The following is a 25,153-nucleotide window of genomic DNA, read 5'->3' as shown; positions in this document are numbered from 1 at the left end:
TCCAGTTCTGTCTATCTGCCGCACAGCCGGCAGCTTAAGGAAAAAAGAAAAAATGAAAATTGCAATTTTGCCCGGCGATGGTATTGGTCCTGAAATTGTAGAGCAGGCAGTGCATGTACTCAATGCACTCGATGAACAGTTTGAAATGGAGACTGCGCCGGTCGGTGGTGCAGGATATGAGGCATCGGGCCATCCTCTGCCTGAAGCTACCCTGAAGCTGGCGCAGGACGCGGATGCAGTGCTGTTTGGTTCAGTCGGTGACTGGAAATACGATACGCTGGAACGTGCATTGCGCCCTGAGCAGGCAATCCTGGGCTTGCGTAAAAATCTGAAATTGTTCGCTAATTTGCGTCCTGCGATTTTGTATCCTGAGCTGGCGGGTGCTTCTACACTGAAGCCAGAAGTGGTGTCCGGACTTGATATTCTGATTATCCGTGAACTGACCGGCGATATTTATTTTGGTCAGCCACGCGGTGTGCGTGAATGCCCGGATGGCCCGTTCAAAGGTGAGCGCGAAGGTTTCGACACCATGCGCTACGCTGAAACAGAGATCCGCCGTATTGCGCATGTCGCTTTCCAGACCGCGCAGAAACGTGGCAAGCGGCTGACCAGCGTCGATAAAGCGAATGTATTGGAAACTTTCCAGTTCTGGAAAGATATCGTGACCGATGTGCATCGCGAATATCCTGACGTCGCGCTGGATCATATGTATGTTGATAACGCAGCGATGCAATTGGTGCGTGCACCGAAGAAGTTTGACGTGATCGTGACTGGCAATATGTTTGGCGACATTTTGTCGGATGCGGCAGCGATGTTGACAGGTTCTATCGGCATGTTGCCGTCCGCGTCGCTGGATGCGAACAATAAGGGCTTGTATGAACCTTCGCATGGCTCGGCGCCGGATATCGCGGGCAAGGGGATTGCTAATCCGCTCGCAACTATCCTGTCGGCGGCGATGATGTTGCGTTATTCGCTGAATAAGGCAGAGCAGGCTGACCGTATTGAAGCGGCTGTCAAAACGGTGCTGGCGCAGGGTTTGCGTACGCCGGATATTTACGAAGCTGGTACCACTAAGGTGGGAACGGCAGAGATGGGGCAGGCAGTGGTGGCGGCGTTAGCGCGTTAAAGTCGCCAGAGGCAATTGAAGCAGGAGCAGGCTATCCTGCAATTTAAAGGGAAAAATGATGAAACTGGTTGGTTTAGTTGGTTGGCGTGGCATGGTGGGTTCGGTTCTGATGCAGCGTATGCAGGAAGAAGGCGATTTTGCGCATATTGAACCCGTGTTCTTTTCGACATCAAATACTGGCGGTCAGGCGCCTGCGATGGCAAAAAATGAAAAGACACTGAAAGACGCAAATAATATTGATGAGCTCAAGAAGTGCGACATCATTATTACCTGCCAGGGCGGCGACTATACCAATGCAGTTTTCCCGCAATTGCGTGCAGCTGGCTGGAATGGTCACTGGATCGATGCGGCTTCCAGTCTGCGTATGAATGATGATGCGGTGATTGTGCTGGATCCGGTTAATCTGCCGGTGATCAAGGATGCGCTGGTCAAAGGTCAGAAAAACTGGATCGGTGGTAATTGCACCGTCAGCTGTATGCTGATGGGTGTTGGCGCTTTGTATAAGGCGGGTCTGGTTGAGTGGATGAGCACCCAGACTTACCAGGCCGCGTCCGGTGGCGGCGCTCAGCATATGCGTGAACTGCTGACTCAGTACGGCAGCTTAAATGCAGAGGTAAGGGATTTGCTGGATGATCCTAAGAGCGCGATTTTGGAAATCGATCGCAAAATCATCGCTAAACAGCGCTCCTTCTCCGACGTGGAAACGGCAAATTTCGGCGTTCCGCTTGGCGGCTCTCTGATTCCTTGGATTGATAAAGACCTCGGCGATGGCATGTCCAAAGAAGAATGGAAGGGCATGGCTGAAACCAATAAGATATTGGGCCAGGGCGAGGCCTTTGGATCGCAAGCTGTTCCGGTTGACGGTTTCTGCATCCGTATAGGTGCTATGCGTTGCCATAGCCAGGCATTGACCTTCAAGCTGAAGAAAGATGTGCCGGTCGCAGATATCGAGGCCATGATCGCCGCAGATAATGAATGGGTGAAGGTTGTGCCCAATACCCGTGAAGACAGTATCCGTGATCTGACCCCGGTTGCTGTTACTGGTACGATGACCATTCCGGTCGGACGTATCCGTAAATTAGCCATGGGCCCTGAGTATGTGGGCGCATTTACGGTCGGTGATCAGTTGCTGTGGGGTGCGGCGGAACCATTGCGCAGAATGTTACGTATTTTGATAGATTGATCAGATCGTTACATCTGGTAGCAAATTAAGTGAAAAAAGGGGGGTGTTTACCTCCCTTTTTTTATGATCTGTTTCTGTCTGGCGATTTACAATAGAGAACTTCTGTTAAATGGCTGCAACGTTTCCAGGGGATAGAGTGCAGCATACTGGCGTAATGTATTTACCCTGTGTATAAATAGCGTTAAGCTTGCACGGCTATGTGGCTAATGTTATCGTGAAACAATATTTGTTTCTTTTGGCTAAACTAGCTTATCCCAGCGAACCTCTGTTCGCCAAATTCCCAATATGTCTGACAAAATGCATAAACAAAAAAGAACATCTGTGATTTCTCTGGGACGCAAGGCCTTAGGCGTTGCTGTGGCTTCGACTTTAATGGCGATGTCTAGCGCGCACGCTACCGGCATGGGGCGACTGACTGTACTGTCCGCTCTCGGACAGCCGTTGAAAGCTGAAATTGAGCTGACCTCGCCTAGCAAAGATGAAATTGGTGCCTTGGTGCCGAAACTAGCCTCTGCAGATGCGTATCGTCAGGCAAATATAGAATTCAATGCCGCTCTGTTATCACTGCGTTTCGCGATTGAACCCAAGGGTGCGGGTTATGTGATCAAGGTCAGCTCGACCCAGGCGATGAATGAGCCATTTGTTGATATGTTGTTAGAAATGACATCTTCAAACGGTAAATTGCTACGTGAATACACCTTCTTGCTGGATCCTGCTGAGCTCAGGAATGGACAGTCGCCGCAAGTGGCGCAACCCAATCTGGTTGCGGGCAAAGCTGCGCCGGACGCGGGTAGTCGTAGTTCTCAGGCGCCTGCGATCGCTATTCAGCCCTCAGCAGCAAAAAAAAATAGTACCGCGCCTGCAGCGCCAGTGCAAAAGACTGGTACCGAGCATGTCGTCAAGCCTGGTGATACTCTGAGTAAAATCGCTGGTAACTATAAGCCTGATGGTGTGTCGCTGGATCAGATGCTGGTCGGTTTGTATCGTGCGAACCCTAATGCATTTACCGGTAAAAACATGAATCGCCTGCGCGCGGGCCAGATTCTGGTGGTGCCGGATGCAGATGCAGTCAAATCCAGTGCTGCAAGTAATGCCGAAGCCCATTCAGTGGTGATGGCGCATGCGGCTGACTTTAACTCTTATCGCGGTAAGCTCGCGGAGCAGGTTGAACGCGCACCTGCTGAAAAGCGTAATGCTGGTAAGCAAACGGCGAGTGGGTCCATCACGGCGAAAGTGAAGGAGTTACCAACTCCAACCGGTGATTCACCGGATAAGCTGAAGCTCTCTAAAGCAGCTCCGGCCGATGCTAAAGGCGGTAAAGGTAAGGGTGCTGCGGAAGAAGATAAGATCGCCAAAGAAAAAGCCACGGCTGAGGCCAATAGTCGCCTCAAAGAGTTGGAGAAAAATGTAGGCGATTTGCAGCGTCTGCTGGATGTAAAGAACAAGGATCTGGCTGCGAAAGAAGCCGAGCTGGCATCTAAAGCGAAACAGCAGGATAAGGCCGCTGCGGCTGCTCCGTTGGCTGCATCTGCTGCGGATAAAGCGAAAGCGGTCGCCCCGGTGCCTGCCGTTGCGAGTGCAACTGCTCCGGCTTCTGCAGCCAAAGCGCCTGACAGTGTCTCCGCTTCGGCAAGTGCGTCAGCGATGGCTTCTGCGCCAGTGCCTGCGGTCTCAGCCAGTGCGGCCAGTGCCACCGATGCCTCAGCCAGTGATAAGCCGGTCGTGCGTCGTAAGCCTGTGCCGCCACCACCACCTCCGGCTCCAGAGCCAAGTTTCTTGGAAAGCATATCAGACTGGCTGATGCCAGCTATTATCGCTTTGGTCGCAATACTCGGTGGCGTTGGTTTATGGGCCAGCCGCCGCAAGAAAAAAATGCAGCAATTCGAAGACAGTATTCTGACTGGCTCCAGCATGAAGGCGAACTCCATGTTCGGCTCTACTGGTGGGCAGAGTGTGGATACCAATAACAGTGTCTTTAATTCGAATTTTGCTCCTTCCGCCAGTCAGCTCGATGCGAACGAAGTTGATCCGGTCGCTGAAGCAGATGTGTATATCGCCTATGGTCGCGATTCTCAGGCAGAGGAAATCCTGAAAGAAGCCTTGCGTACTCAGCCAGACCGCCATGCTGTGCGTCTCAAATTGCTGGAAATTTATTTTGCGCGCAAAGATACCAAGCAATTTGAGCGTCTTGCCAGTGAGTTGTATGGCATGACCAGCGGTGCTGGCGATGAATGGGCGCAAGCTGCGTCTATGGGCGTCTCGCTGGAACCAGGTAACCCCTTGTATGCGGGTGGTCAGCTGAAGCAGGACACGGCGATAGGCGGAGGGTTGGGTAATTCGACTCAGCCGCTGGAAGATCTGGATCCTGATGCCTTGCTGGCTAACTCTTTGTCACGCGATATGTTGGAAGCGATCAGTATTATCGATACCGCATCCCATGCGGAAAATAAAGATACCGCTGGTCCGACGGCGAATGTAGCGGCAGATTCCGCGCAACAGCTGGATGCTGGCGCGCTGGATTTTGATCTGGGTCTGGATCTGGCTGAGGTGCCGCAAATCCCTGAGCCAGTGGCGGCTGCTACTAAGCAGGAACCAGAGCCGGTGCCTGAGGTGGATTTTGGTACTATCGATTTTGATTTTGGTGGTGCGAAACCGGTCGCTGAAGTTGCTGCAGTGCCTGAGCCAGTCGCTGTGCCAGCCGAAGACAGTAATGCGCTCGATTTTGATCATGTCGATTTGGGTGAGCTTGATTTTGCCTTGTCTGACGCAGGTTCTGAAGCAGCAGTCAGCCATGTCGAAGAGCCTTTGTCTGTGCTGACACTGCCTGCTGAAGAGGAGCTGTCGTCTGATGTGCCTGAAGCTTCTGCTGCGCAGCAAGATGCGGATCATGCCTCGGCGTTTGAGTTTGATTTGTCTGGTATCAGTCTGGATCTGCCTTCCGATGCGCCTGCTGCAGAGGCTCACGCAGAGGAAGATAATGCGGAGATGTCAACCAAGCTGGATCTGGCAGTGGCTTATCAGGAAATTGGTGACAAAGAGGGCGCTAAGGAATTGCTGGACGAAGTCCTGAAGGGCGGTAGTGCTGCTCAAAAAGATAGAGCAAATGCCATGTTGTTGCAGTTGGCATAAAACAGGGTAAACTCTGGACGGGCGCCACGATAGTTGGCGCCCGTTTTTCTTTTTTGCGTAAGTCATATTTTGGGAAGAGTGTTTGTGAAGCGATTAGTATTGGGAGTGCAATATGATGGCCAGGGGTGGCGCGGATGGCAGACGCAGCCCTCTGGAGATACTGTGCAGGATGCGCTCGAACGTGCATTGCTCCGCTTTACCAATCAGGAAATACGTACTTTATGTGCTGGTCGTACCGATGCCGGCGTGCATGGGTTGGAGCAGGTCGTGCATTTTGATACCGAACTGAGTCGTACTCCGTATTCCTGGGTTAATGGTGTGAATGCCTTTTTGCCGCCTACGGTTGCGGTGCAGTGGGCTAAAGAGCTGGAGTTCGACGCTGAGGATCAGAATCAGTTTCACGCACGTTTCAGTGCACGTGCCAGAACCTATCATTATGTGTTGCATAACAGTAAAATCCGTTCGCCAATGTGGATAGGGCGGGCAGGTTGGGTATTCCGGCCGCTCGATCTGGCGCTGATGCAGCAGGGGGCTGCGCATTTGCTGGGTGAGCATGACTTTTCTGCATTCCGCGCGGCCGAATGTCAGGCCAAAACACCGGTCAAGCATATGTATGAAATACAGATACGCCAGCATGGCGAATTGTTTGTATTTACCCTCAAGGCCAGTGCCTTTTTGCATCACATGGTCAGGAATATTGTCGGCTCCCTCATTTTTGTCGGGAGCGGAAAACGCGCACCGGATTGGATGGCGGAAGTGTTGGCCAGCCGCGACCGCAGTGTTGCAGCGCCCACTTTTATGCCGGATGGTCTGTATCTGGCCAAAATTGATTATGAAGAAAAGTGGATGCTGCCCCAGCCAGAGGCAAGGCTAATTCCTGGTTTCTTGTCGCTTTTGTCCTAAATGCGTCTTGTTCTCTGGTAAATACTCGGTTTTCGGTCTTGAATTCCGGTAAAATGGCGCTTTGCAAAACCCAAACAGAAGGCGCTCGCCTGGGGAAAGTTGCCCAGACCGGAGCGCTTTTTTTTAGCCGGTACCGCTTCACATATAGAATTTTTAGCAACCTCAATGAATAACATCCGGAATTTCTCTATCATCGCCCACATTGATCATGGTAAATCAACGCTGGCGGATCGCATCATTCAATTATGTGGTGGTCTGTCTGACCGTGAAATGGAGGCGCAAGTCCTAGATTCGATGGATATCGAACGTGAGCGCGGAATTACGATTAAGGCGCAGACTGCCGCTTTGCATTACAAAGCACGTGATGGTCAGGTGTATAACCTGAATCTGATTGATACCCCTGGTCACGTCGACTTCAGCTATGAAGTGAGCCGCTCCTTATCTGCGTGTGAAGGCGCATTGCTGGTGGTGGATGCATCTCAGGGTGTGGAAGCGCAAACCGTAGCGAATTGCTATACCGCGATTGAGCTGGGCGTCGAAGTGGTGCCTGTGCTGAACAAGATAGACTTGCCGTCCGCAGATCCAGCCAATGCCTGCTCCGAAATCGAAGAAGTGATCGGTATTGATGCGACCGAAGCAGTGCACTGTTCTGCTAAGACCGGCTTGGGTGTGGCCGATGTACTGGAATCCCTGATCGCAAAAGTGCCGGCACCTAAGGGTGATCCGACTGCGCCTTTGCAGGCATTGATCATCGACTCCTGGTTTGATAACTATGTCGGTGTGGTCATGCTGGTGCGTATCGTCAACGGTACCCTGCGTCCAAAAGATAAAATCCTGTTCATGGCAACAGAAGCCCAGCATCTGGTTGAGAGCGTCGGTGTGTTCACACCTAAGTCCCTGAGCCGTGATCAACTGACAGCTGGTCAGGTGGGCTTCGTGATTGCCGGTATTAAGGAATTGAAGGCTGCGAAAGTCGGCGACACCATTACGGTCGCGAACAACAAGGCTGCTGAACCTCTGCCTGGCTTTAAAGAAGTACAACCTCAGGTGTTTGCCGGTTTGTTCCCGGTCGAAGCGAATCAATACGATGCTTTGCGTGACTCGCTGGAAAAGCTCAAACTCAATGATGCGGCGCTGATGTATGAGCCAGAAGTATCGCAGGCCTTGGGTTTTGGTTTCCGCTGCGGCTTCCTGGGCTTATTGCACATGGAGATTGTGCAGGAACGCCTGGAACGTGAATTTGATATGGACCTGATCACCACCGCACCGACCGTGGTGTATGAAGTGGTGATGGCCGATGGCAGTATCGCGATGGTGGATAATCCATCTAAGATGCCTGAACCATCGCGTATCGAGGAAATCCGCGAACCTATCGTGACGGTTAACCTGTACATGCCACAAGAGTATGTCGGTTCTGTCATTACCCTGTGTACCCAGAAACGCGGTGTGCAGATGGATATGAGCTATCACGGCCGCCAGGTCAAGCTGACCTATGAAATGCCGATGGCAGAAATCGTGCTGGACTTCTTTGATCGCCTGAAATCCACCTCACGCGGCTATGCGTCCATGGACTATGAGTTCAAGGAAAACCGCGCTGCTGACGTGGTCAAGGTCGATATGCTGATTAACAGCGAAAAAGTCGATGCGCTCGCCATTATCGTGCACCGTGCGAACAGCCAGTTCCGTGGCCGTGCAGTGGCTGCCAAAATGCGTGAGCTGATTCCGCGTCAGATGTTTGATGTGGCGATTCAGGCTGCGATTGGCTCTAACATCATTTCCCGTGAAAACGTGAAAGCCTTGCGTAAAAACGTTTTGGCTAAATGTTATGGCGGCGATATCAGCCGTAAGCGTAAACTGCTGGAAAAGCAAAAGGCTGGTAAGAAACGGATGAAACAAGTCGGTTCTGTGGAGATTCCACAAGAAGCATTCCTGGCGATTTTACAAGTGGACGAGAAATGAAATTTGCATTCATTCTGGGTAATTTCGCCCTGATATTGTTTGTGTTGACAGTCGGTACGGGTATAGTCTGGTGTCTGGATAAATTTGTATTTTCCAGGCAGCGTCGCGCTGCAGCAGATAAGGCTCTGGCAGAATTTGATGCACGGGTCGCCAAGCTGACTGCAGATGGTGTCAAGATGGAGCAGGGCAAGCGCGCTGAGCTGGAAGCGAATCTCTTGCGTCAGCCAACCTGGATCGAGTACTCAGGCAGCTTCTTCCCGGTGATAGCGATGGTGTTTTTTCTGCGCTCGTTTTTGTTCGAGCCATTTAAAATCCCTTCCGGCTCCATGATGCCTACACTGCTGATTGGTGATCTGATATTGGTGAATAAATTCACTTACGGCATACGTCTGCCAGTGATCAACAAAAAAGTCATCGATCTCAATCAACCACAGCGTGGTGATGTGATGGTATTCAAGTATCCGCTGGATCCGACCGTAGACTACATCAAACGTGTAGTTGGTATACCTGGTGATAAAGTAGAGTACAAAAACAAGCGTCTGAGCATCAATGGCAAGCCTTTGCAGTACGAGCAATTACCAGATTTTCTGGATCAGATCAGTTATTCGAAGCAGTTAAATGAAAATCTGACTGGCGTATCTCATCGCATCCTCAATGATGAAACACGTCCTGCGTTTGTGAGTGATCCAATGAATTTTCCTTATCGTCAGAACTGTAGTTATGATAGTGAGGGCTTTACCTGCGTGGTGCCAGAAGGCCATTACTTCATGATGGGCGATAATCGCGATAATAGTGCTGATGGCCGTATCTGGGGCTTTGTGCCGGATGAAAATATCGTCGGCAAGGCTTTCTTCGTCTGGATGAACTTCGGCGATGTGAAACGTATAGGCAGCTTTCATTAAGTCCTAGAATAAATGTTTGAATAAATGTTTGAATCAATGCTTGTAAAAGCGCTTGGATAATCGGGAGAAAACAATATGAAACAGACCGGACAACAAACTTTGAAATCACAACAAGGTATTTCCTTGTTTGGATTGATTTTTTCCTTGGGCGTGATCGTCCTGATCGCGATGTTGGCGATGAAAGTGGTGCCGACTGTGATTGAGTACACCTCGGTAAAGAAAGCGATTATGTCGGCTAAGAATGCAGGCACGACCGCAAATGAAATCCAGACTGCTTTTGATAAACAGGCTGAAGTGAGCTACATCACCTCCATCTCTGGTAAAGAGTTGCAGATTTCCAAAGGCGATGAAGGTGTCGAGGTCAGCTTTTCGTATCAAAAGAAAATCCCTCTGGTCGGGCCAGCCAGCTTATTGCTCGAGTACCAGGGAACAACGGCAAGTCGTGGTGTGATCGCGAAAAAGCCAGAATAAGCAGACAGACGTATGAATCTTCAACTATTGCAAAAGAGACTGGGGCACCAGTTTAATAACCCCGCTTTATTGCAGCAGGCATTAACGCATCGTAGTCATAGCGTCACGCACAATGAGCGCCTCGAATTCCTTGGGGATTCGGTGCTCAACTGTGTGGTGGCGTCGCTGTTGTTTGATAGTTTTGCCGACATCGACGAAGGCGATTTATCGCGTGTTCGCGCCAATCTGGTCAAGCAGCAATCCTTGTTTGAAATCGCTCAAAGCATAGAGTTGTCGCAATTCCTTCGTCTGGGTGAAGGCGAGCTCAAATCCGGTGGCTTCCGTCGCCCGTCTATCCTGGCCGATACGCTGGAAGCCTTATTCGGTGCGATTTTCCTCGATGCGGGATTTGACACAGCCAAGCGCGTGATCGAGGCGCTGTATCAACCGATTATGGCCACCGTCGACCCGACTACCTTGGGTAAAGATGCCAAAACTTTGCTGCAGGAATTTTTGCAAAGTAAGAAAATCGCACTGCCACAATACAATGTGGTCGCGACCCATGGCGCGGCACATAATCAGGAATTCGAGATCGAATGCCTGGTGCCTAAACTCGATATTCAGGTATTTGGTACCGGTGGCAGTCGCCGTGCCGGCGAGCAGGCCGCAGCTAAACTTGCGCTGGAAACCGCTATTGCTGCGTTGGCCAAATCCCCCGCTGCACGCAAGTCCAAGCCCAGAAGTGCACAATTAAAGTTAGCCGGTATCGCGACGCCGCAGCAGGATAATCCTGCGCCGTCAGAAAAGCCGGCATCGCAGCAAGAACCAGGCGCAACAGATAAAGCGCCTGCCGCGAAATCCCATCCTAAATCAGCCTGAGTCTTCCCATGAATGAAATCACAGACAACCCAGAATTTCGTTGTGGGTATATTGCCATTGTTGGTCGTCCTAATGTCGGTAAATCGACTTTAATGAATGCGCTGATCGGCGCCAAGGTCAGCATCACTTCGCGTAAAGCACAGACTACCCGTCATCGCATTACCGGCATACAAACCAAAGATCAGACCCAGTTTGTCTATATCGATACGCCGGGTTTTCAGACCCGCCATTCGAATGCGCTGAACCGCACGCTGAACCGTACGGTCACCACCACCTTGACTGCCGCCGACGTGATTTTGTACATCATCGAAGCGGGTACGTTTGGCCCGGCTGATCAGCAAGTGATAGAGCTGCTGCCTAAGAACGTTCCCTGTATCCTGGTGATTAACAAGTCCGACCGCATCAAAGATAAAGCCGTCATGATGCCGTTCGCTCAGAAGGTCGCTGCCGCGTTCCCGTTCACTGCGATTGTGCCGGTGTCTGCGACGCTGCGCTTCCAGCTGGAAAATCTGGAGGGTGAAATCCGCAAATATCTGCCGGAACAGCCACCGATGTTCGGCGAAGACGATATCACTGACCGTAGCGAAAAATTTCTCGCAGCTGAAATCGTACGCGAAAAATTATTCCGTTTCGTCGGTGATGAGCTGCCTTACACCAGCACCGTGCTGGTTGAAAAGTTTGAGCAGGAAGGCAGTTTGCGCCGCGTGTTTGTTGCGATTCTGGTGGATCGTGATGGCCATAAATCCATGGTCATTGGTAACAAAGGTGCGCGCCTGAAAGAGATTTCCACGCAGTCCCGTGTCGATATGGAGAAGCTGTTCGGTGGCACTGTGTACCTGGAAATCTGGGTCAAAGTGAAATCAGGCTGGGCCGATAATGAAGCCGGTTTGCGTGCTTACGGCTACGAGTAAATTGCTGTCCTTGAGGTGATGAATCCCACAACGGATGCAGTGACAGAGGATCTTGCAGATTACCTGCAAGATCCTCTGCGCATTTCAACGCCAGTAAAAAAACGCAACTCCTCTGCCGTCTCGGCCAGTGCACCGCGTGAGCGAAAAATTTTGCAGCAACCCGGCTTTGTGCTGCATGCGCGCCCCTACAAAGAAACCAGTCTGATCGTTGATGTGCTGACGCGCGATTTCGGCCGCATTGCGCTGGTTGCGAAAGGTGCAAAACGACCACACTCGCAGTTGCGCAGCGTATTGCAGACTTTCCAGCCGCTGAACTTATCCTGGATGGGCAAGACCGAGTTAAAAACCCTGACCTCGGCTGATTGGGTGGGCGGCATGCTGCCCTTAGAAAAATCGGCGCTGGTATGCGGTTTTTATCTGAATGAACTGATCATTAAGTTTCTGCTCAAAGACGAGCCGCATCCTGCTTTGTTTGATCAGTATGTCGCCACCATTAATCAGTTAGCACATGGCGAATCCGCACCCGTGGTGCTGCGCCAGTTTGAGCTGGTTTTACTACGCCAGTCCGGCCTGCTGGGTGATATTCATCTGTGTACCGAACAGCGTGCACCCGTGCAGCCCGAGCTACATTATGTACTCGATCCGCAAGCTGGCACGCGCCCGGCGCGGCCTGGCGATCATTTCCCGGTATTGAGCGGAGCTTGCTTGCTGGCGATGGCGGATGGTGATTACAGCCTGCCGGAAACTCAGTTTCAAAGTAAGATGCTGATGCGCTTTTTACTCTCACATCATTTACACGGCGCGGTACTCAGTACCCGCCAGCTTTTGATCGATTTGCAGAATTTATGATGATACATCCTCCTTTGCATTTGCCGGATTTGTGTATCGACCTTGATCCGGTCTTGCTCGCCTTGCTGAATGATGCAAACCCGCAGTCTGTGTGTGAGCAACTGATGCGCGATGCGGTGTACGCGGGTGCCGATCAGTTCAGTCTGGATCTGGCTGTAGCCAGCCTGACGCTGACAGCTGAAGGGGTGCAGAGCTTGCTGCGCACATGTCCGCTGCCGGTGTTTGTGTATGCGTCTGCACAGGATGCTTTGGCACAGAGCTTATGGCAACAGGGCTTAATCGCAGGACAGATCACGCCAGAGCCGGTTGCAGACGCGCCGTGGGTGGCCGTAGCCAACCCGGATAGCGCAGCTTTGCAGGCTGCACATGTGCAGGGCGCGCGCAGTGTGTTGCTGGAATTGCCGCAAGAAGGCGAGCAGGCCGTGGCCGATGTCACTGCGCTGTGTAGCGCTGCCACGCAAGCTGGCATCAGTCTGCGTTTGCCGCTGGGTTCAGTTCAGCAAATGGCTGCAGTGCGTAGTTTCCCTTGCTGTCGCGTGCTGGAGTTAGGACAGGGTTTGCTGGCGACTGCATTGCTGTCAGGCTGGGGCAGTGCGGTGGCTGCCGCCAAAGCGGAGCTGATACGCCTGTATGGTCCGCAGCCATGATTTACGGCATAGGCAACGACATCACCCGGGTAGACCGCATGCAGCTTGCCTTGCAGCGTTCTGGCCCCAGATTCGCGGAAAAAATTCTGGGTGCGCAGGAATGGCAAATCTACCAGCAACGCGCAGCCCAATCGGAACTGCGTGCCATGCATTATTTAGCGACCCGTTTTGCAGCCAAAGAGGCTTTTGGTAAAGCGATAGGTACTGGTGTACGTCTGCCGATGACCTTGAAAAATCTGCAGACGCTGAATGATGCGCAGGGTAAGCCGGTGCTGCATTTTTCCGATACGCTGGCCAGCTGGATGCAGACGCAGCGCCTGAAGGCGCATGTGTCGCTCAGTGATGAAAAAGAATATGCGCTGGCTTTTGTCGTGGTGGAAGCAGAGCGCTGAGCCTGTCGCCTGGTAACCACCATTTCGTACGCAAACTGAGTCGTTTTACTTAGTACCCATCATGACAGAGAATGAGCAGCAAGCTGACGGCAGACAACAAGTGCTCGATACCGTCGCAAAATTACCCCACTTGCCCGGCGTGTACCGCTATTTTGATCAGCAGGATCAACTGCTGTATGTGGGTAAGGCGAAAGACTTAAAAAAGCGCGTCACCACCTATTTTCAAAAGACCTTATCCAGTCCGCGTATCGCCATGATGGTCGCGAAAATCGCGCGCATGGAAACTACGGTGACACGCAGCGAGGCCGAAGCCCTGATTCTTGAAAATAATCTGATCAAGGCACTGCGCCCGCGCTACAACATTCTGTTCCGCGACGATAAATCCTATCCCTATCTGAAAATCAGTCAGCATGCCGCGCCGCGCATGAGTTACTACCGTGGTGCGGTCGATAAAAAACATCAGTACTTCGGTCCATTTCCATCGGGCTGGGCGGTCAAGGAGTCGATGGAGATCCTGCAGAAAGTTTTTTTGCTCAGGAATTGCGAAGACAGTGTCTACGCCAATCGTACCCGTCCTTGCCTGCTGCATCAGATCCATCGCTGCAGCGCGCCTTGCGTGGGTCTGATCACGCCTGAAGACTATCTGCAAGACGTGACTAATGCTGCGGATTTTTTGCGTGGGCGGCAGCTGGAAGTGCTGCAGTCTTTGGAAAAGAAAATGCTGGCTTACGCTGAGCAGCTCAAATTTGAACAGGCGGCGCTGGTACGCAATCAGATGTCTGCTTTATCCAAAGTTTTGCAACAGCAGAGTATGGAAACCAGCGGCAGCGCCGATGTCGATATCATCGCTGTGATCGTGGAAGGTGGCCGTGCCTGCGTGAATCTGGCCATGATACGCGGTGGGCGGCATCTGGGTGACCGTGCCTATTTTCCGACTCATGTCGATGAGGTGCAGACGACTGCCGAAGACAGCATAGAAGCCGAGGTGCTGGCTGCCTTCCTGGCGCAGCATTATGTTGAGCAATTCATTCCGGCCACCTTAGTCACCAATATCGAATTGAATGCGCCTGATCTGATGCTGGCGCTGACCGAGCAATGTGGTCACAAAATCCACCTGAGTTTTCAACCACAGGAGCAGCGCCGCATCTGGCTCGAGATGGCGCTCAAAGGTGCGCGATTGGCGCTGGCACGCCTGTTATCCGAACAGGGTTCACAACAGGCCCGTACCCGTGCGCTGGCCACCGTGTTGGAACTGGATGCGCAGGATCTGGAAACGATACGGGTCGAGTGTTTTGATATCAGTCACACCCAGGGTGAGGCGACCCAGGCTTCGTGCGTGGTATTCCATCATCATGCGATGCAGAATGGCGAATACCGGCGCTTCAATATCACGGGTATCACGCCTGGCGATGATTATGCCGCCATGCGCCAGGTACTGACACGGCGTTATGCGCATTTGTCAGGGCAGAGTGAAACGGCTGAAAATCGCGTCATGCCTGATGTGGTGTTGATCGATGGTGGTAAAGGGCAGGTCGAAGTCGCGCGTCAGGTATTTACCGAGCTGGGTCTGGATTGCAGCCTGATCGTTGGCGTTGCCAAGGGTGAAGGGCGCAAGGTCGGGCTGGAAACGCTGGTATTCGTCGATGGCCGCCCTGAGCAGGAACTGGGCAAAGAATCTGCCGCACTGATGCTGATTGCACAGATCCGCGATGAGGCACATCGCTTCGCGATTACCGGCATGCGTGCCAAGCGGGATAAGGCGCGCCAGACTTCACAGCTGGAAGATATCGAAGGCGTGGGGCCAAAACGACGTCAAAAATTACTCAGCCGTTTTGGTGGTCTCAAGGGCGTGGCCGATGCGAGTGTGGATGAATTAGCCAGTGTGGAAGGAATATCGCACAAACTCGCCGAAGAAATTTACAAGCGATTGCGATAGACAAATATAATGGGCGGAATTTCTTATAAAAAAACGGTGAAATCAGCACTGTGCGCGGCACGCAAAAGCGGTAGTCGCTGCCATGCTGAACCACTGGCCCGAACCTCATAACAAAAGTCATGCCCTTAAATTTTCCGATACTGCTGACCTGGTTGCGCGTCGCACTGATTCCTTTGGTGGTCGGTGTTTTTTATTTGCCGGATGCGTGGCTGAGTCCCTTCCATAAGGGCCTGGCCTCGACCATCGTATTTATCGTGGCAGCGGTGACGGATTGGTTTGATGGCTTTCTGGCGCGGCGCTGGAATCAGACTTCCTCGTTTGGTGCTTTCCTCGATCCGGTGGCCGACAAGCTGATGGTGGCTGGCGCTTTGCTGGTGCTGGTGCAGCTGGACAGGGTGAATGCCGTGATCGCGTTTGTGATCATAGGGCGCGAGATCACCATCTCTGCATTGCGTGAATGGATGGCGCTGATCGGCGCCTCGAAATCGGTAGCGGTCAGCTCGCTGGGTAAAATTAAAACCACGGCGCAGATGATCGCCATTCCTATGCTGCTGTATTACGACATGCTGTTTGGTATCGATACTGTGCTGATCGGTTCTTGGTTATTGCTGGTGGCCGCCGTGCTGACCGTCTGGTCGATGTGCTATTACCTGAAAAAAGCCTGGCCCATGATCAAGGAAAGCACAGAGCAGCAGGACAAAGTGAGTTAGCCCGCTTGACATAATTTCGGAGTGCTATATAATTTTGGTCTTTCGTTAATGCGGGAATAGCTCAGTTGGTAGAGCGCAACCTTGCCAAGGTTGAGGTCGAGAGTTCGAGACTCTTTTCCCGCTCCACTTTCCCCACACAGCAGGCAACAGTTAATGCGGGAATAGCTCAGTTGGTAGAGCGCAACCTTGCCAAGGTTGAGGTCGAGAGTTCGAGACTCTTTTCCCGCTCCACTTTCCCCACACAGCAGGCAACAGTTAATGCGGGAATAGCTCAGTTGGTAGAGCGCAACCTTGCCAAGGTTGAGGTCGAGAGTTCGAGACTCTTTTCCCGCTCCACTTTCCCCACACAGCAGGCAACAGTTAATGCGGGAATAGCTCAGTTGGTAGAGCGCAACCTTGCCAAGGTTGAGGTCGAGAGTTCGAGACTCTTTTCCCGCTCCACTTTCCCCACACAGCAGGCAACAGTTAATGCGGGAATAGCTCAGTTGGTAGAGCGCAACCTTGCCAAGGTTGAGGTCGAGAGTTCGAGACTCTTTTCCCGCTCCACTTTCCCCACACAGCAGGCAACAGTTAATGCGGGAATAGCTCAGTTGGTAGAGCGCAACCTTGCCAAGGTTGAGGTCGAGAGTTCGAGACTCTTTTCCCGCTCCAGATTAAATCGGGGAATACGTTCCCCGTTTTTATCAGAGCAGTAGTGATGTATTTCGCAGCGTAAGCTGTGAAGTATCTCAAAGGCGGGGTAGCAAAGTGGTTATGCAGCGGCCTGCAAAGCCGTAGACGCCGGTTCGATCCCGACCCCCGCCTCCAGTAAATAAGTAGTAAAATCAAAGACTTAGCCCACTCACGAGTGGGCTATTTTTTTATCTATTCCCGCCTAATCGCCCCTAATTGGGTGTTTATCCACCCGGAAAAAGTGGCTATCCACCCGTACATAATTTTTGTTGGACGTTGACGTGAGTTGAGAAAATAATCTATGGCTACAAAGAGACAGAAGAATAAAGGATGGGAATACGTCATTAAGCGCAAGTCATTATTGGCTAAGCCGCTATATTTGACATTTGCTGATGAGGCTGAGGGTGATTCGTATGTAGCAAAGCTTGAAGCGCTGCTAGACCGTGGGATCGTTCCGCAAGAGCTCTTTGCAAAAAAGTCAGAGCACAACACAATTGCTGACCTAATTAAAGAGTACCTGGTCGCAAATTCAGTGCCAGATTCAGATGAGAGGCTGCTCAATGTTCAATATGCCCGCATTGGTGAAGCAGAGTTAAAGAGAATCGATTACGCCTGGGTTGAGAAGTGGGTGTTTGCAATGAAGGTCGAATATAACCTTTCGCCTGATACTATCCGGCATCATGTCGGGGCTCTTGGTCGCTGCTTTGATTGGGCTGGTAGGCGAAATATAGTGCCGCTTGTTATAAACCCGATTAGGCAACTACCAAAGCGGTACGCGCAGTATTCAGATAGAGATGTCGCTGCAGCGCGAGCATTTGATGGTGAGCATGCAGAGAAAAGTGACGACAAGCGTGATCGCCGGCTGGAGCCCGGCGAAGAAGAGCGAATTCGCTCAGTAATGGCTAGAGATAAGCCAAGTCAGCGCGAGCGCCCACTTGAGATGAATTATCAGGCGGCAATTGAGCTTATTTTTGATTTGGCTCTAGAGTCCGCAATGCGGATGCGAGAGATGTTTTCTCTAACACTCGATCAGATATCTCTAGAGAAGAAGACTATATTTCTCGATAAAACAAAAAATGGCAATAAGCGCCAGGTACCGCTTTCTCGTAAAGCAATTGCTTCGATCAGTTCGTACTTGGAAATTGTTAGTAGTCAAAGCCGGGGTATGGCGGGATTCAACCATCAGAATGACTTGCTTTTCCCTTGGCTAGATGGCTTTGATGGTTTGTCGCTGCGCCAGACCACATCAAAGTTGTCGCGGCAGTTTGCGCGAATATTTGATGCCGCTGGGTGTGGAGATTTACGATTCCACGATTTGCGCCATGAGGCTACATCAAGATTATTTGAGAAGACAAATCTTAGCGACTTTGAAATTATGAAAATTACTGGGCACAGCTCAACTAGGATGCTAGCTCGCTATGGAAATCTGCGCGCCAGTAATCTTGCGGATAGGCTCGGTTAATTCCTTGTCATCGGAAACTGGTAGACCTCGGCCTTGTGATTTGCCTTTTTAATTGCATACTCTTTTGCAACTTCTGCCGAAGTCAAGATTAAGCTTTTGTGAATTTCATCAGACATTCTGAAGCATTGAATTAATTCAACTTCCTGATCTGATAATGGCGAAACTAAATCCATGTTCGGCTCTACTTTTAGTTGTTGTTCGGATAGCCCGAATTTTAACCGAAGCCGAATGTGGCGTATGTTATTTGTGAGTATTGAATGCTTAATCTAATTGAATACCGAACAAAGATGTTGCAATATAGTCTATGACACCTACAATCACCAAGGAGGCCAGGGTGCAAGCGAAAATTCTAATAGATGCGCCTCTCCGGTCAAATTTATCAAACCCGAGATAATTCATCAGCAAAAGAAAAGTTGGTATAAACAAACATATTCGTATCCATTTCATTTTTCTGCCCATACCTCATATTTTTGACGTCTATTGTAATTTGATATTTCACTTACCATTAAGGTGTTGCGCAATGAACTCTGCGCGTCTTTCTGACTCTAATTCGCGCCGGATTTCTTGAATTTTCTCAACGGCCTCATTAAATTTTTTGATAGTCATGCCATTTATTTTCTTTGCTGCTATTGCAACTGCTGCATTCTTAAGGTTGTCCGTGTAGACGATTGCGCCAGTTTCAACATGCGTAACTACCCATGCATTATCATAAAGATCAAGCGACTTATGTAATGCAAAATTTTGATCCTTCATTTTTGTCTTCACTACCTCCGCGGGGATAGTCCAGAGGCGGCCATTCAAATCAATCAAATTAAGGCTAATGGATTCGCTTGCATCTTCTGTTTTGGTAATGTTCATTTTGTATATCCAAATTAAAAAAAGCGATCATCACTCGATGTAGGTGAAATCGCCGCCGATATAGCTATCGTCTTGCTCTAAGCATGTCAGTTAATTTTGATACGCGCTCAAATCAGGCAGCACGCGCTTTCTGCTGACTTTTGGAGCCCCCTTAATCATTACGAGGGAGCTTTCTGGAAACTTTTCTTTTGGTTTCTTTTCATCTGCTTCTTTTTTTCGAACCGCTGTCTGTTTTGAAATTTCATTCCTCAAATAAGAAATAACATCTTCCTTCAAAAATACCCATGCACGGCCAATCTTTGCGCCCGGGATCTCTCCAGATATCGCCATTTCACTAACAGTTGATTCATTGACGTGAAGTAAATCGGCGCATTGTCTAATATTTAATGAATCTGACATTGTGATTAAAAAAATGCAAATATGAATTTTTATTGATGCAAGTGCGGGTGCAATCGGGCTTCTAGCTCTTAAATTGGCTAGCCAGCAAAAAAGCAATAAATTCATTTTAGCATAAAAAAAGCCGTATAAGGTTACTCTTAGCCTTGTCGTTTCGTTGGGAAATTTATTTGTATAACACTTTGCAGTAAAATCAGATTTAGGAATGTGGAACTACGCTGCATTTAGGTTTGCAACTTTGGTTTTGGCCGGCCTTGGGGAGCACTGTCTGGCGATCGCATACATCCCAGTCGCAGCGCAACCAAACTAGATGCAGTCTGCTTTATCCAACGGTCTATCATCAGACGACGTTGTCCTACTGCAAGATAGTGCATCTGCAAGGAGACTGCCTGGTAGCCCGAGGAAAGTGCCTATTCAGTACGAGGAAGGTATAGCTGAAATGAAGAAAGCCGCCCGGAGGCGGCTTTCAGTGTTAATTGTCGGAACGGCGCCCGCAGTATCCAAATAGCCTAAGCTAGTGGAATCCTGAGTTGGTATCAAAACCAACACCACGTTCAAGTGAGTACTACACATGGCCCCACTTTTGCTAAATGCGCCTCACCTTGTTGCCACTACAGCGGACGCTTCGTCATCAACGACAAACATAGTGTAGCACATCTTACTCAAAAATGAGCAAGTCAAAGTAAATCGTACGTATATCCTCAGCATGGAGGATAATTGCTACTTCGACATAAACTTATGTATGGTGGCATGTGTCAGACATATTGGGCTTCTGGACAGTTAATGGTTCAACAACTTTCGGGGTGATGCCCGGTAACATCATTCCCGGGGTGGTCGCCCCTCTGCCAATCAAGTTGCAACAGGGAAATGCTTACTGGGGGGCGGAGCATATACAAAAACGGCATGGCCAATGGCTCATAAACAACAACCATACAGTAGCGAGTATGGTTTACTTTAAATTGAGCCAGTCTGGGACAGTTTATTCTGCGGAAGAGCACGATAAAAGTAAAATTCGGCTAAACCTCAACCCAGCAGCGCTGCTGGTGCTCAAATACATCTCCAACGGACAGTTTCTGAGTATTACCTCACTGTATCTAAAAAACAGTGTGCCGGATGGAACGCAGCTTGGTCGCTATATTGGAGGCGGAAATCCACGCGCCCCACGGGTCACCCCTGTATTCGCGCCTCCTTAGGCCGGTCGTCAATAATGTAGTCCAAACTGCTACGCCGCATTCAAATTGGCATGGTATTTTTGTATGTAAGCGGTTGGGGATAAATACCCAAGCCGCTCAATAGGGAATATCGTCATCCATATCCGAGAAATTCGGGGCTGGGCGTTGTGCCGGGGCTGGGCGTTGTGCCGGGGCTGCCGGGCGTCGGGCTGGGGTGGGTGCGCCGTAGCCGTCGTCCATGCCTGCGTCGCCCATACCCTGGCGGCTGCCTAACATCTGCATGGAATCTGCTTTGATGTCAGTTGCATACTTTTCCACGCCGTCTTTATCGGTGTATTTGCGGGTACGCAGGGAGCCTTCGACGTAGACCTGGGAACCTTTTTTGAGGTACTGCCCAGCGATTTCTGCCAGCTTACCGAAGAAGGTAATGCGGTGCCACTCGGTCTGCTCTTTCTTTTCGCCTGTCGCTTTATCTTTCCAAGTGTCAGTGGTCGCGACCGTGATGCTGGTCATTGCATCGCCACCCGGTGTGAAGCGAGTATCGGGGTCTTTCCCCAAATTCCCGACGATAATTACTTTATTTACGGACGCCATTTTTTTTGCCTTTCATATTGAAGCGGGAGCCTGCCCCCGCCTATTAACATCTCGATCGCGCCAAGTTATTGCTCTATGCAGCTACAAGCGATTGCTGTTGCGTATCTTGTTCATTTTCGCCATTTATCATCCAGACTAGCTGGCAGGTTGAAGGCAGTTTTGGCTTATCCTTCATTGTTCCAAAAACTATGGCAGAATCAATCGATCCCGACGCTGTTATTTCCTCAAGCCATGCGATCATATCGCTACGACCTTCTGCATTAAGACAGTCGAAACGATCCAGCATGATAAGCTTCAGACCTGAGAATTTCGCAATCACTTCGGCTAGCATCGCATCACAGCGCCACTTTTCCGACTCAGAGCAGAGTGAGTAAGGGCGGTCGCCATAAAAAACGCTCATGTTTTTGTCTACTGAAACAGGATGCCAGTACGATATTTCTGATGACTTTGCCAGCGCTTGATTAAACGGAGCAATCGCATTTTCCAGAAGTTTGCTCGGTATTCCCTCTGGGGAGAGTTGCTCGGCAATTTTTGAATATGCCAGGACATCTAAGTGATGGCGTTTTGCATCTTCAGTTTTTTTTCTGGCTTCAGCCTCTGCAGTCAATAAGGCGTCATAGTTTGCTTTTTCTAGCTTCAGCTTGCTCAGTTGCGCGTTGATAGCATCCAGCGCTTTGCGCTCGGCCGCTATGCTTTCTATAGTTGGTGCGTCAGAATTCACACCATCAGCCAGTAATTTGAGTTTAGATTTTGCATCCTCTGCATCCTCTACTGCATTTTCGCTAGCGATAACCGCAGCTTCGAGCAATTTTAATTTTCGCTCCATGCCGGGAAGCTTTTCTTGAGCAGCAGGATCAATGACTTTCTCTGGCGCACGATATTCGGAAAGAGCACCATCAGCTATTGTTAATACTACAGAGCAACAAGGGCATGAGTAAGTAGTGACTTGGATTTCACCGCTTGCAAGTTCGCGCACCGCGGCAATTTCCGCCTGGAAGTCGGCCAGTGCTTTGCGGTCGTTCTCGAGCGATTCTTTTGAAAAAGGCAGTGTCGCTGCGATAGCTGATAACTCATCCGCTTTGCGCTTGATTGTTGCAGCCTGCTGCATTTCAGCCTGCAATTTGCCGATTGCTATAGTTCTTTCTTCGATTTGTTTAGTATGATCAACGATGCTCTGATTGATTGCGTCAATATTTACAGCAGAATTGTCTAAGCCGGCAGGCAATGTATTCTCCCAAGTTTCAGCCTTGTCTGACCCGTACACCTCTTTGGTTACGCTCTTCCATAGAGTGCGCGAATCCTTAGCTTTTTCTTTAGCTTCTTCCTCTGCTGCTTTGAATCCTGACGCAAGCAAAGGGAGTATTGAAGGTAGCTTGCTCTCATCACAGCCTTCGTCGATCAGCATTTTTTGCACAATCCCGATCCCAGTCTTCACTTTCATCATTTTGTACAAAAATTTGCGACGTTCATCACTATCAGCTGAGCTAAAACTTCCTGTCAGGCAGTAGGGCATTGCTAATTGCATCAACTCGGCATCGTTCATCGAAATGCCGTCGAATGCAAAATTGTGCGTTCCTTTTGGTAGTGAGATCGATGCCTGTCCGCCCTCAAACTGCACGACAGCTATACCCTTTTTCTGATCATCAGATACCAGCTTTGAGAAGTCTTTTTTCAAGCCGACACGAGTATAGTTTTCGCTCATTGCTTGATAGATAGCTTCGCAGGTACTTGATTTTCCGCTGTAATTGTCGCCCGCAAACACGATAACCGGAGCCTTAGTGCAAACGCTCACGCTTTTAGCGCCGAGGATATTTTGTACTTCAATTTGTGTGATCTTCATTTTTCTTACCTTGATTTCGTTGACTATGTTTTATCAGGGCTTTTTATTGTCAGCCCTGGAATCTTTCTTGATTAGCTGCCCATGTCTACCGTATTTGAGCGGGTGCGGCGCGCTGGCGTTGCTAATTGCTCTGCTTTTTGCCGCTTATCGGCCACCATTGTGCGAATCTCTTCAGCGTCATCCGGGTGCATACTGCGGGCATAGTCCAGTGCTTCTTCAAGAGACCCCTTTTCTACAAGAGACATTGCATATTTATAGTCATCAGCTGCTTGTGCATCGGCGCCAGGTGATGCTGGTGAGTCGTGATTCGATGCATTGGCCGCATCAGTAGATGAGGTCGCCCCTTTGGTTTGTGCTGACGTTTCATTGATTTTTGGCTCGGAATATTCTTTTGTGGCTTCGGCTGGGCGTGAAAGTTCTTTTGCCTCAACATCAGTTACATCTTCCTGATTTGTGCGTGCTGCCGGCGCCGCGGCTGTTTTACGCAATTGCTCGATGTTCGCGGCATGAGTTCCATCGGGCTGCGGCGTGATGTCAATTACAGTATCTTGCAATTCTTCTGTAGTTTGTCCAAAGCCCATCAGAACGTCCGGTGCATTAAGGCGACCAAAGAATGTAGCTGCACGGTACTGAAGCATTTGGAACTTCATTTCAGTTTGCCACTTACTGCCGTTTTTCGCGTACCAGCCTTCCTCAACTGCCATTTTCATTGAAACGGGAATGGATTCAATTTTTTCGTCCACACGGTGCCCATTTTCTATCGGGTACGCCCACGCAATACATTCCCAATTTTCGATATCGACACTCTTGTCGACCATGTTGTATCGGCCGTCGTCTTTATTCCAAGTCGTTTTTTCTTTGTACTTGGCACTGATCATTCCAAGGCTGCGCAGCGTAAAGCGCAATGGAGTAAATCGGCGTGATGCGTTGATAGCTGCGATAACGAACTGAGCAGACCAACTCAGTTTCCCTTCAATAACGTGTGCATTCTGCATGACTGCTGAAATAGAAAATCCGGTAGATTCCGCAGTTTCAATTGCTACGATGCAATTGCCGATGGCGTTAGGGTTCTCAATGAGATTAGTTCCACTCTTGTCTTTTTTTTCCACGTAGTCACGGAATGCGGATGGAACAGCATTGCTTGATGCGTAAGTTTTTGCGAGTTTGTGTGCCAGTTGCAGTCCGGACAGTGTGAACATATCCAAGCGTGATTCTGGTGCTTGCGTTTGCGCTGCGATAGTTCGCAGTTCAGATGTGGATTTTGCTGCCGCTGCATCTTGCTGTACGTGTGTCATATTTAACTCCAGTTAGTTGGTGAAAGTTGCTCGTTATTTACCTTTGTAGGGGCAGCGCGAATAGCCCGCACAATACTTTTTGCTACATAAAATTGATCGTGGATTTGGTGGAAAAAAACCTTCTTTCAGCATTTTCCCTGCCATATCCAGCATTCCATCTACCTCATCAGTGCCCAGCAGTGCTGTTTTTACGTCCTCAACTTCAGATATCGCGATCGTTGCATTCCGGCCAGTACTTAATCCAATTATCTCTGCAGGAGCATCAAAGACCGTTTGGGCTGCTTCTTCCGCAAGTAATGTGTAAATGCCTAGTTGGATGTGATGATTTGCGGTTGAGGCCACTGCCTCCTCGTGATCCTCGAATCCGACCTTAACCGCCATTTTCCCGGACTTCAAATCTGATATGCCAAGCCTTCTATCCTCGGTTCTCCGGATCCTGTCAGTTGATCCGGTCAATTTGATAACGCCATATTTCGTCTGGACATTCAGTGGTGGGCAATGTAATTCGACTGCAACATATTCCCGCGTTGGCGCAATCTCTATGCAATATCTTGTCGTTAACTTGATAGCTTTTAATTCCATTTCACGGTGCATCTTGACGCTGTCCCACTGCACTTCCTCATTCGGGTTATTCAATGCATCTATGGTTATTTCTACAGCAGCGGAAACCTCCGGTGTTTCTCCGTTCATTCTCGCTTCATCAAAATATGCAGTTCCAGCATGTATTGCTGTACCCGTTGCAGATAAGCCATTTGATGGGCTTCGTATCCCCTTTATATTGGTGTAATACCAGGATAGCGCGCAGTCAAATAAGCCGATACAACTCGATGCCCTAATTGTTCCTATTGTTTTCATGTGTAATCCGTTAAATGAGGTCAGTTTATATAG

General features: G+C 50.0%; 22 protein-coding genes and 7 tRNA genes. 23 read left to right on the top strand and 6 right to left on the bottom strand.

The features are described 5' to 3' along the window. Nucleotides 1-52 precede the first annotated feature (52 nt). The 22 genes from leuB to EYB48_RS05860 all read left to right on the top strand — a co-directional run bounded on the left by leuB (nt 53) and on the right by EYB48_RS05860 (nt 18,110). Entirely contained in the window at nt 53-1,126 is a 1,074-nt protein-coding gene (gene leuB, locus EYB48_RS05970; RefSeq protein ID WP_162019374.1) for a 3-isopropylmalate dehydrogenase, read from the top strand. A 55-nt stretch (nt 1,127-1,181) separates the two neighbouring features. Beyond that, on the top strand, nt 1,182-2,309 hold the full coding sequence (asd, locus tag EYB48_RS05965) for an aspartate-semialdehyde dehydrogenase (RefSeq protein ID WP_162019373.1): 1,128 nt from the start codon (nt 1,182-1,184) through the stop codon (nt 2,307-2,309). A gap of 297 nt (nt 2,310-2,606) precedes the next feature. Then, complete coding sequence (locus EYB48_RS05960) at nt 2,607-5,438, top strand: motility hub landmark protein FimV (protein ID WP_235934917.1); 2,832 nt, start codon at nt 2,607-2,609, stop codon at nt 5,436-5,438. 84 nt (nt 5,439-5,522) lie between these two features. After that, on the top strand, nt 5,523-6,341 hold the full coding sequence (truA, locus tag EYB48_RS05955) for a tRNA pseudouridine(38-40) synthase TruA (RefSeq protein WP_162019372.1): 819 nt from the start codon (nt 5,523-5,525) through the stop codon (nt 6,339-6,341). 165 nt (nt 6,342-6,506) lie between these two features. Then, nucleotides 6,507-8,300 carry a translation elongation factor 4 gene (gene lepA, locus EYB48_RS05950; protein WP_162019371.1) on the top strand — a complete coding sequence of 598 codons (1,794 nt, stop codon included), beginning with the start codon at nt 6,507-6,509 and terminating at the stop codon, nt 8,298-8,300. After that, a complete protein-coding gene (gene lepB, locus EYB48_RS05945) occupies nt 8,297-9,202 on the top strand; it encodes a signal peptidase I (protein ID WP_162019370.1) in 906 nt (301 codons plus the stop codon). Before lepA ends, lepB begins: the two co-directional genes overlap by 4 nt. A 75-nt stretch (nt 9,203-9,277) precedes the next feature. Next, nucleotides 9,278-9,673, top strand: a complete 396-nt coding sequence (locus EYB48_RS05940) for a DUF4845 domain-containing protein (protein WP_162019369.1) — start codon at nt 9,278-9,280, stop codon at nt 9,671-9,673. A 12-nt stretch (nt 9,674-9,685) separates the two neighbouring features. Further along, nucleotides 9,686-10,531 (top strand): ribonuclease III, encoded by an 846-nt coding sequence (gene rnc / locus EYB48_RS05935; protein ID WP_162019368.1) that lies wholly within the window; start codon nt 9,686-9,688, stop codon nt 10,529-10,531. Nucleotides 10,532-10,539: 8 nt separating this feature from the next. After that, nucleotides 10,540-11,442, top strand: coding sequence for a GTPase Era (era, locus tag EYB48_RS05930; protein ID WP_162019367.1), 903 nt, complete (start codon nt 10,540-10,542; stop codon nt 11,440-11,442). 18 nt (nt 11,443-11,460) lie between these two features. Then, nucleotides 11,461-12,291: a DNA repair protein RecO gene (recO, locus tag EYB48_RS05925; protein ID WP_162019366.1), complete on the top strand. Its 831-nt coding sequence runs from the start codon at nt 11,461-11,463 to the stop codon at nt 12,289-12,291. Further along, on the top strand, nt 12,288-12,938 hold the full coding sequence (locus EYB48_RS05920) for a hypothetical protein (protein ID WP_162019365.1): 651 nt from the start codon (nt 12,288-12,290) through the stop codon (nt 12,936-12,938). Before recO ends, EYB48_RS05920 begins: the two co-directional genes overlap by 4 nt. Further along, on the top strand, nt 12,935-13,330 hold the full coding sequence (acpS, locus tag EYB48_RS05915) for a holo-ACP synthase (protein ID WP_162019364.1): 396 nt from the start codon (nt 12,935-12,937) through the stop codon (nt 13,328-13,330). The genes EYB48_RS05920 and acpS overlap by 4 nt, the downstream gene beginning before the upstream one ends. A 61-nt stretch (nt 13,331-13,391) precedes the next feature. Further along, nucleotides 13,392-15,266 carry an excinuclease ABC subunit UvrC gene (uvrC, locus tag EYB48_RS05910; protein ID WP_162019363.1) on the top strand — a complete coding sequence of 625 codons (1,875 nt, stop codon included), beginning with the start codon at nt 13,392-13,394 and terminating at the stop codon, nt 15,264-15,266. 119 nt (nt 15,267-15,385) lie between these two features. Further along, nucleotides 15,386-15,976, top strand: a complete 591-nt coding sequence (gene pgsA, locus EYB48_RS05905) for a CDP-diacylglycerol--glycerol-3-phosphate 3-phosphatidyltransferase (protein ID WP_162019362.1) — start codon at nt 15,386-15,388, stop codon at nt 15,974-15,976. Between the two features lie 50 nt (nt 15,977-16,026). After that, a tRNA-Gly gene (locus tag EYB48_RS05900) sits at nt 16,027-16,102 on the top strand. A gap of 29 nt (nt 16,103-16,131) precedes the next feature. Continuing rightward, nucleotides 16,132-16,207 (top strand) — tRNA-Gly (locus EYB48_RS05895). Between the two features lie 29 nt (nt 16,208-16,236). Then, nucleotides 16,237-16,312 (top strand) — tRNA-Gly (locus tag EYB48_RS05890). Nucleotides 16,313-16,341: 29 nt separating this feature from the next. Beyond that, nucleotides 16,342-16,417: transfer RNA gene (locus tag EYB48_RS05885), tRNA-Gly, on the top strand. A 29-nt stretch (nt 16,418-16,446) separates the two neighbouring features. After that, nucleotides 16,447-16,522: transfer RNA gene (locus EYB48_RS05880), tRNA-Gly, on the top strand. Nucleotides 16,523-16,551: 29 nt separating this feature from the next. After that, nucleotides 16,552-16,627: transfer RNA gene (locus EYB48_RS05875), tRNA-Gly, on the top strand. An 82-nt stretch (nt 16,628-16,709) separates the two neighbouring features. Then, nucleotides 16,710-16,783: transfer RNA gene (locus EYB48_RS05865), tRNA-Cys, on the top strand. 166 nt (nt 16,784-16,949) lie between these two features. Next, nucleotides 16,950-18,110: a site-specific integrase gene (locus EYB48_RS05860; protein ID WP_162019361.1), complete on the top strand. Its 1,161-nt coding sequence runs from the start codon at nt 16,950-16,952 to the stop codon at nt 18,108-18,110. A 495-nt stretch (nt 18,111-18,605) separates the two neighbouring features. Here EYB48_RS05860 and EYB48_RS05855 read toward each other — a convergent pair whose 3' ends face one another. Both EYB48_RS05855 and EYB48_RS05850 read right to left on the bottom strand, forming a co-directional pair. Next, nucleotides 18,606-18,968, bottom strand: a complete 363-nt coding sequence (locus EYB48_RS05855; protein ID WP_162019360.1) for a hypothetical protein — start codon at nt 18,966-18,968, stop codon at nt 18,606-18,608. 90 nt (nt 18,969-19,058) lie between these two features. Further along, a complete protein-coding gene (locus EYB48_RS05850) occupies nt 19,059-19,472 on the bottom strand; it encodes a helix-turn-helix domain-containing protein (protein ID WP_162019359.1) in 414 nt (137 codons plus the stop codon). A gap of 644 nt (nt 19,473-20,116) precedes the next feature. On the opposite strand from EYB48_RS05850, the gene EYB48_RS05845 reads away from it, so the two are divergent. Next, nucleotides 20,117-20,557, top strand: a complete 441-nt coding sequence (locus EYB48_RS05845; protein WP_162019358.1) for a hypothetical protein — start codon at nt 20,117-20,119, stop codon at nt 20,555-20,557. Nucleotides 20,558-20,653: 96 nt separating this feature from the next. Here EYB48_RS05845 and ssb read toward each other — a convergent pair whose 3' ends face one another. The 4 genes from ssb to EYB48_RS05825 form a co-directional block, all read right to left on the bottom strand. Beyond that, nucleotides 20,654-21,130, bottom strand: a complete 477-nt coding sequence (ssb, locus tag EYB48_RS05840) for a single-stranded DNA-binding protein (RefSeq protein ID WP_162019357.1) — start codon at nt 21,128-21,130, stop codon at nt 20,654-20,656. 73 nt (nt 21,131-21,203) lie between these two features. Next, nucleotides 21,204-22,970, bottom strand: coding sequence for a hypothetical protein (locus EYB48_RS05835; protein WP_162019356.1), 1,767 nt, complete (start codon nt 22,968-22,970; stop codon nt 21,204-21,206). A gap of 71 nt (nt 22,971-23,041) precedes the next feature. Then, nucleotides 23,042-24,265, bottom strand: a complete 1,224-nt coding sequence (locus EYB48_RS05830) for a hypothetical protein (protein WP_162019355.1) — start codon at nt 24,263-24,265, stop codon at nt 23,042-23,044. A gap of 33 nt (nt 24,266-24,298) precedes the next feature. Continuing rightward, a complete protein-coding gene (locus EYB48_RS05825; RefSeq protein ID WP_162019354.1) occupies nt 24,299-25,120 on the bottom strand; it encodes a RecB family exonuclease in 822 nt (273 codons plus the stop codon). Nucleotides 25,121-25,153 lie beyond the last annotated feature (33 nt).

Source organism: Cognatundibacterium crateris, from assembly GCF_010078235.1.
In the GTDB taxonomy this organism is placed as follows: domain Bacteria; phylum Pseudomonadota; class Gammaproteobacteria; order Burkholderiales; family Burkholderiaceae_D; genus Undibacterium; species Undibacterium crateris.
The sequence above is the reverse complement of the archived record's forward strand: the minus strand, read 5'-3'. Positions and strand labels throughout refer to the sequence as shown.

Coding starts and splice junctions, on each gene's coding strand:
- leuB (WP_162019374.1), top strand. CDS start 53: ATGAAAATTGCAATTTTGCCCGGCGATGGTATTGGTCCTGAAATTGTA.
- asd (WP_162019373.1), top strand. CDS start 1,182: ATGATGAAACTGGTTGGTTTAGTTGGTTGGCGTGGCATGGTGGGTTCG.
- EYB48_RS05960 (WP_235934917.1), top strand. CDS start 2,607: ATGCATAAACAAAAAAGAACATCTGTGATTTCTCTGGGACGCAAGGCC.
- lepA (WP_162019371.1), top strand. CDS start 6,507: ATGAATAACATCCGGAATTTCTCTATCATCGCCCACATTGATCATGGT.
- lepB (WP_162019370.1), top strand. CDS start 8,297: ATGAAATTTGCATTCATTCTGGGTAATTTCGCCCTGATATTGTTTGTG.
- EYB48_RS05940 (WP_162019369.1), top strand. CDS start 9,278: ATGAAACAGACCGGACAACAAACTTTGAAATCACAACAAGGTATTTCC.
- rnc (WP_162019368.1), top strand. CDS start 9,686: ATGAATCTTCAACTATTGCAAAAGAGACTGGGGCACCAGTTTAATAAC.
- era (WP_162019367.1), top strand. CDS start 10,540: ATGAATGAAATCACAGACAACCCAGAATTTCGTTGTGGGTATATTGCC.
- recO (WP_162019366.1), top strand. CDS start 11,461: ATGAATCCCACAACGGATGCAGTGACAGAGGATCTTGCAGATTACCTG.
- EYB48_RS05920 (WP_162019365.1), top strand. CDS start 12,288: ATGATGATACATCCTCCTTTGCATTTGCCGGATTTGTGTATCGACCTT.
- acpS (WP_162019364.1), top strand. CDS start 12,935: ATGATTTACGGCATAGGCAACGACATCACCCGGGTAGACCGCATGCAG.
- uvrC (WP_162019363.1), top strand. CDS start 13,392: ATGACAGAGAATGAGCAGCAAGCTGACGGCAGACAACAAGTGCTCGAT.
- pgsA (WP_162019362.1), top strand. CDS start 15,386: ATGCCCTTAAATTTTCCGATACTGCTGACCTGGTTGCGCGTCGCACTG.
- EYB48_RS05860 (WP_162019361.1), top strand. CDS start 16,950: ATGGCTACAAAGAGACAGAAGAATAAAGGATGGGAATACGTCATTAAG.
- EYB48_RS05855 (WP_162019360.1), bottom strand. CDS start 18,968: ATGAACATTACCAAAACAGAAGATGCAAGCGAATCCATTAGCCTTAAT.
- EYB48_RS05850 (WP_162019359.1), bottom strand. CDS start 19,472: ATGAATTTATTGCTTTTTTGCTGGCTAGCCAATTTAAGAGCTAGAAGC.
- ssb (WP_162019357.1), bottom strand. CDS start 21,130: ATGGCGTCCGTAAATAAAGTAATTATCGTCGGGAATTTGGGGAAAGAC.
- EYB48_RS05835 (WP_162019356.1), bottom strand. CDS start 22,970: ATGAAGATCACACAAATTGAAGTACAAAATATCCTCGGCGCTAAAAGC.
- EYB48_RS05830 (WP_162019355.1), bottom strand. CDS start 24,265: ATGACACACGTACAGCAAGATGCAGCGGCAGCAAAATCCACATCTGAA.
- EYB48_RS05825 (WP_162019354.1), bottom strand. CDS start 25,120: ATGAAAACAATAGGAACAATTAGGGCATCGAGTTGTATCGGCTTATTT.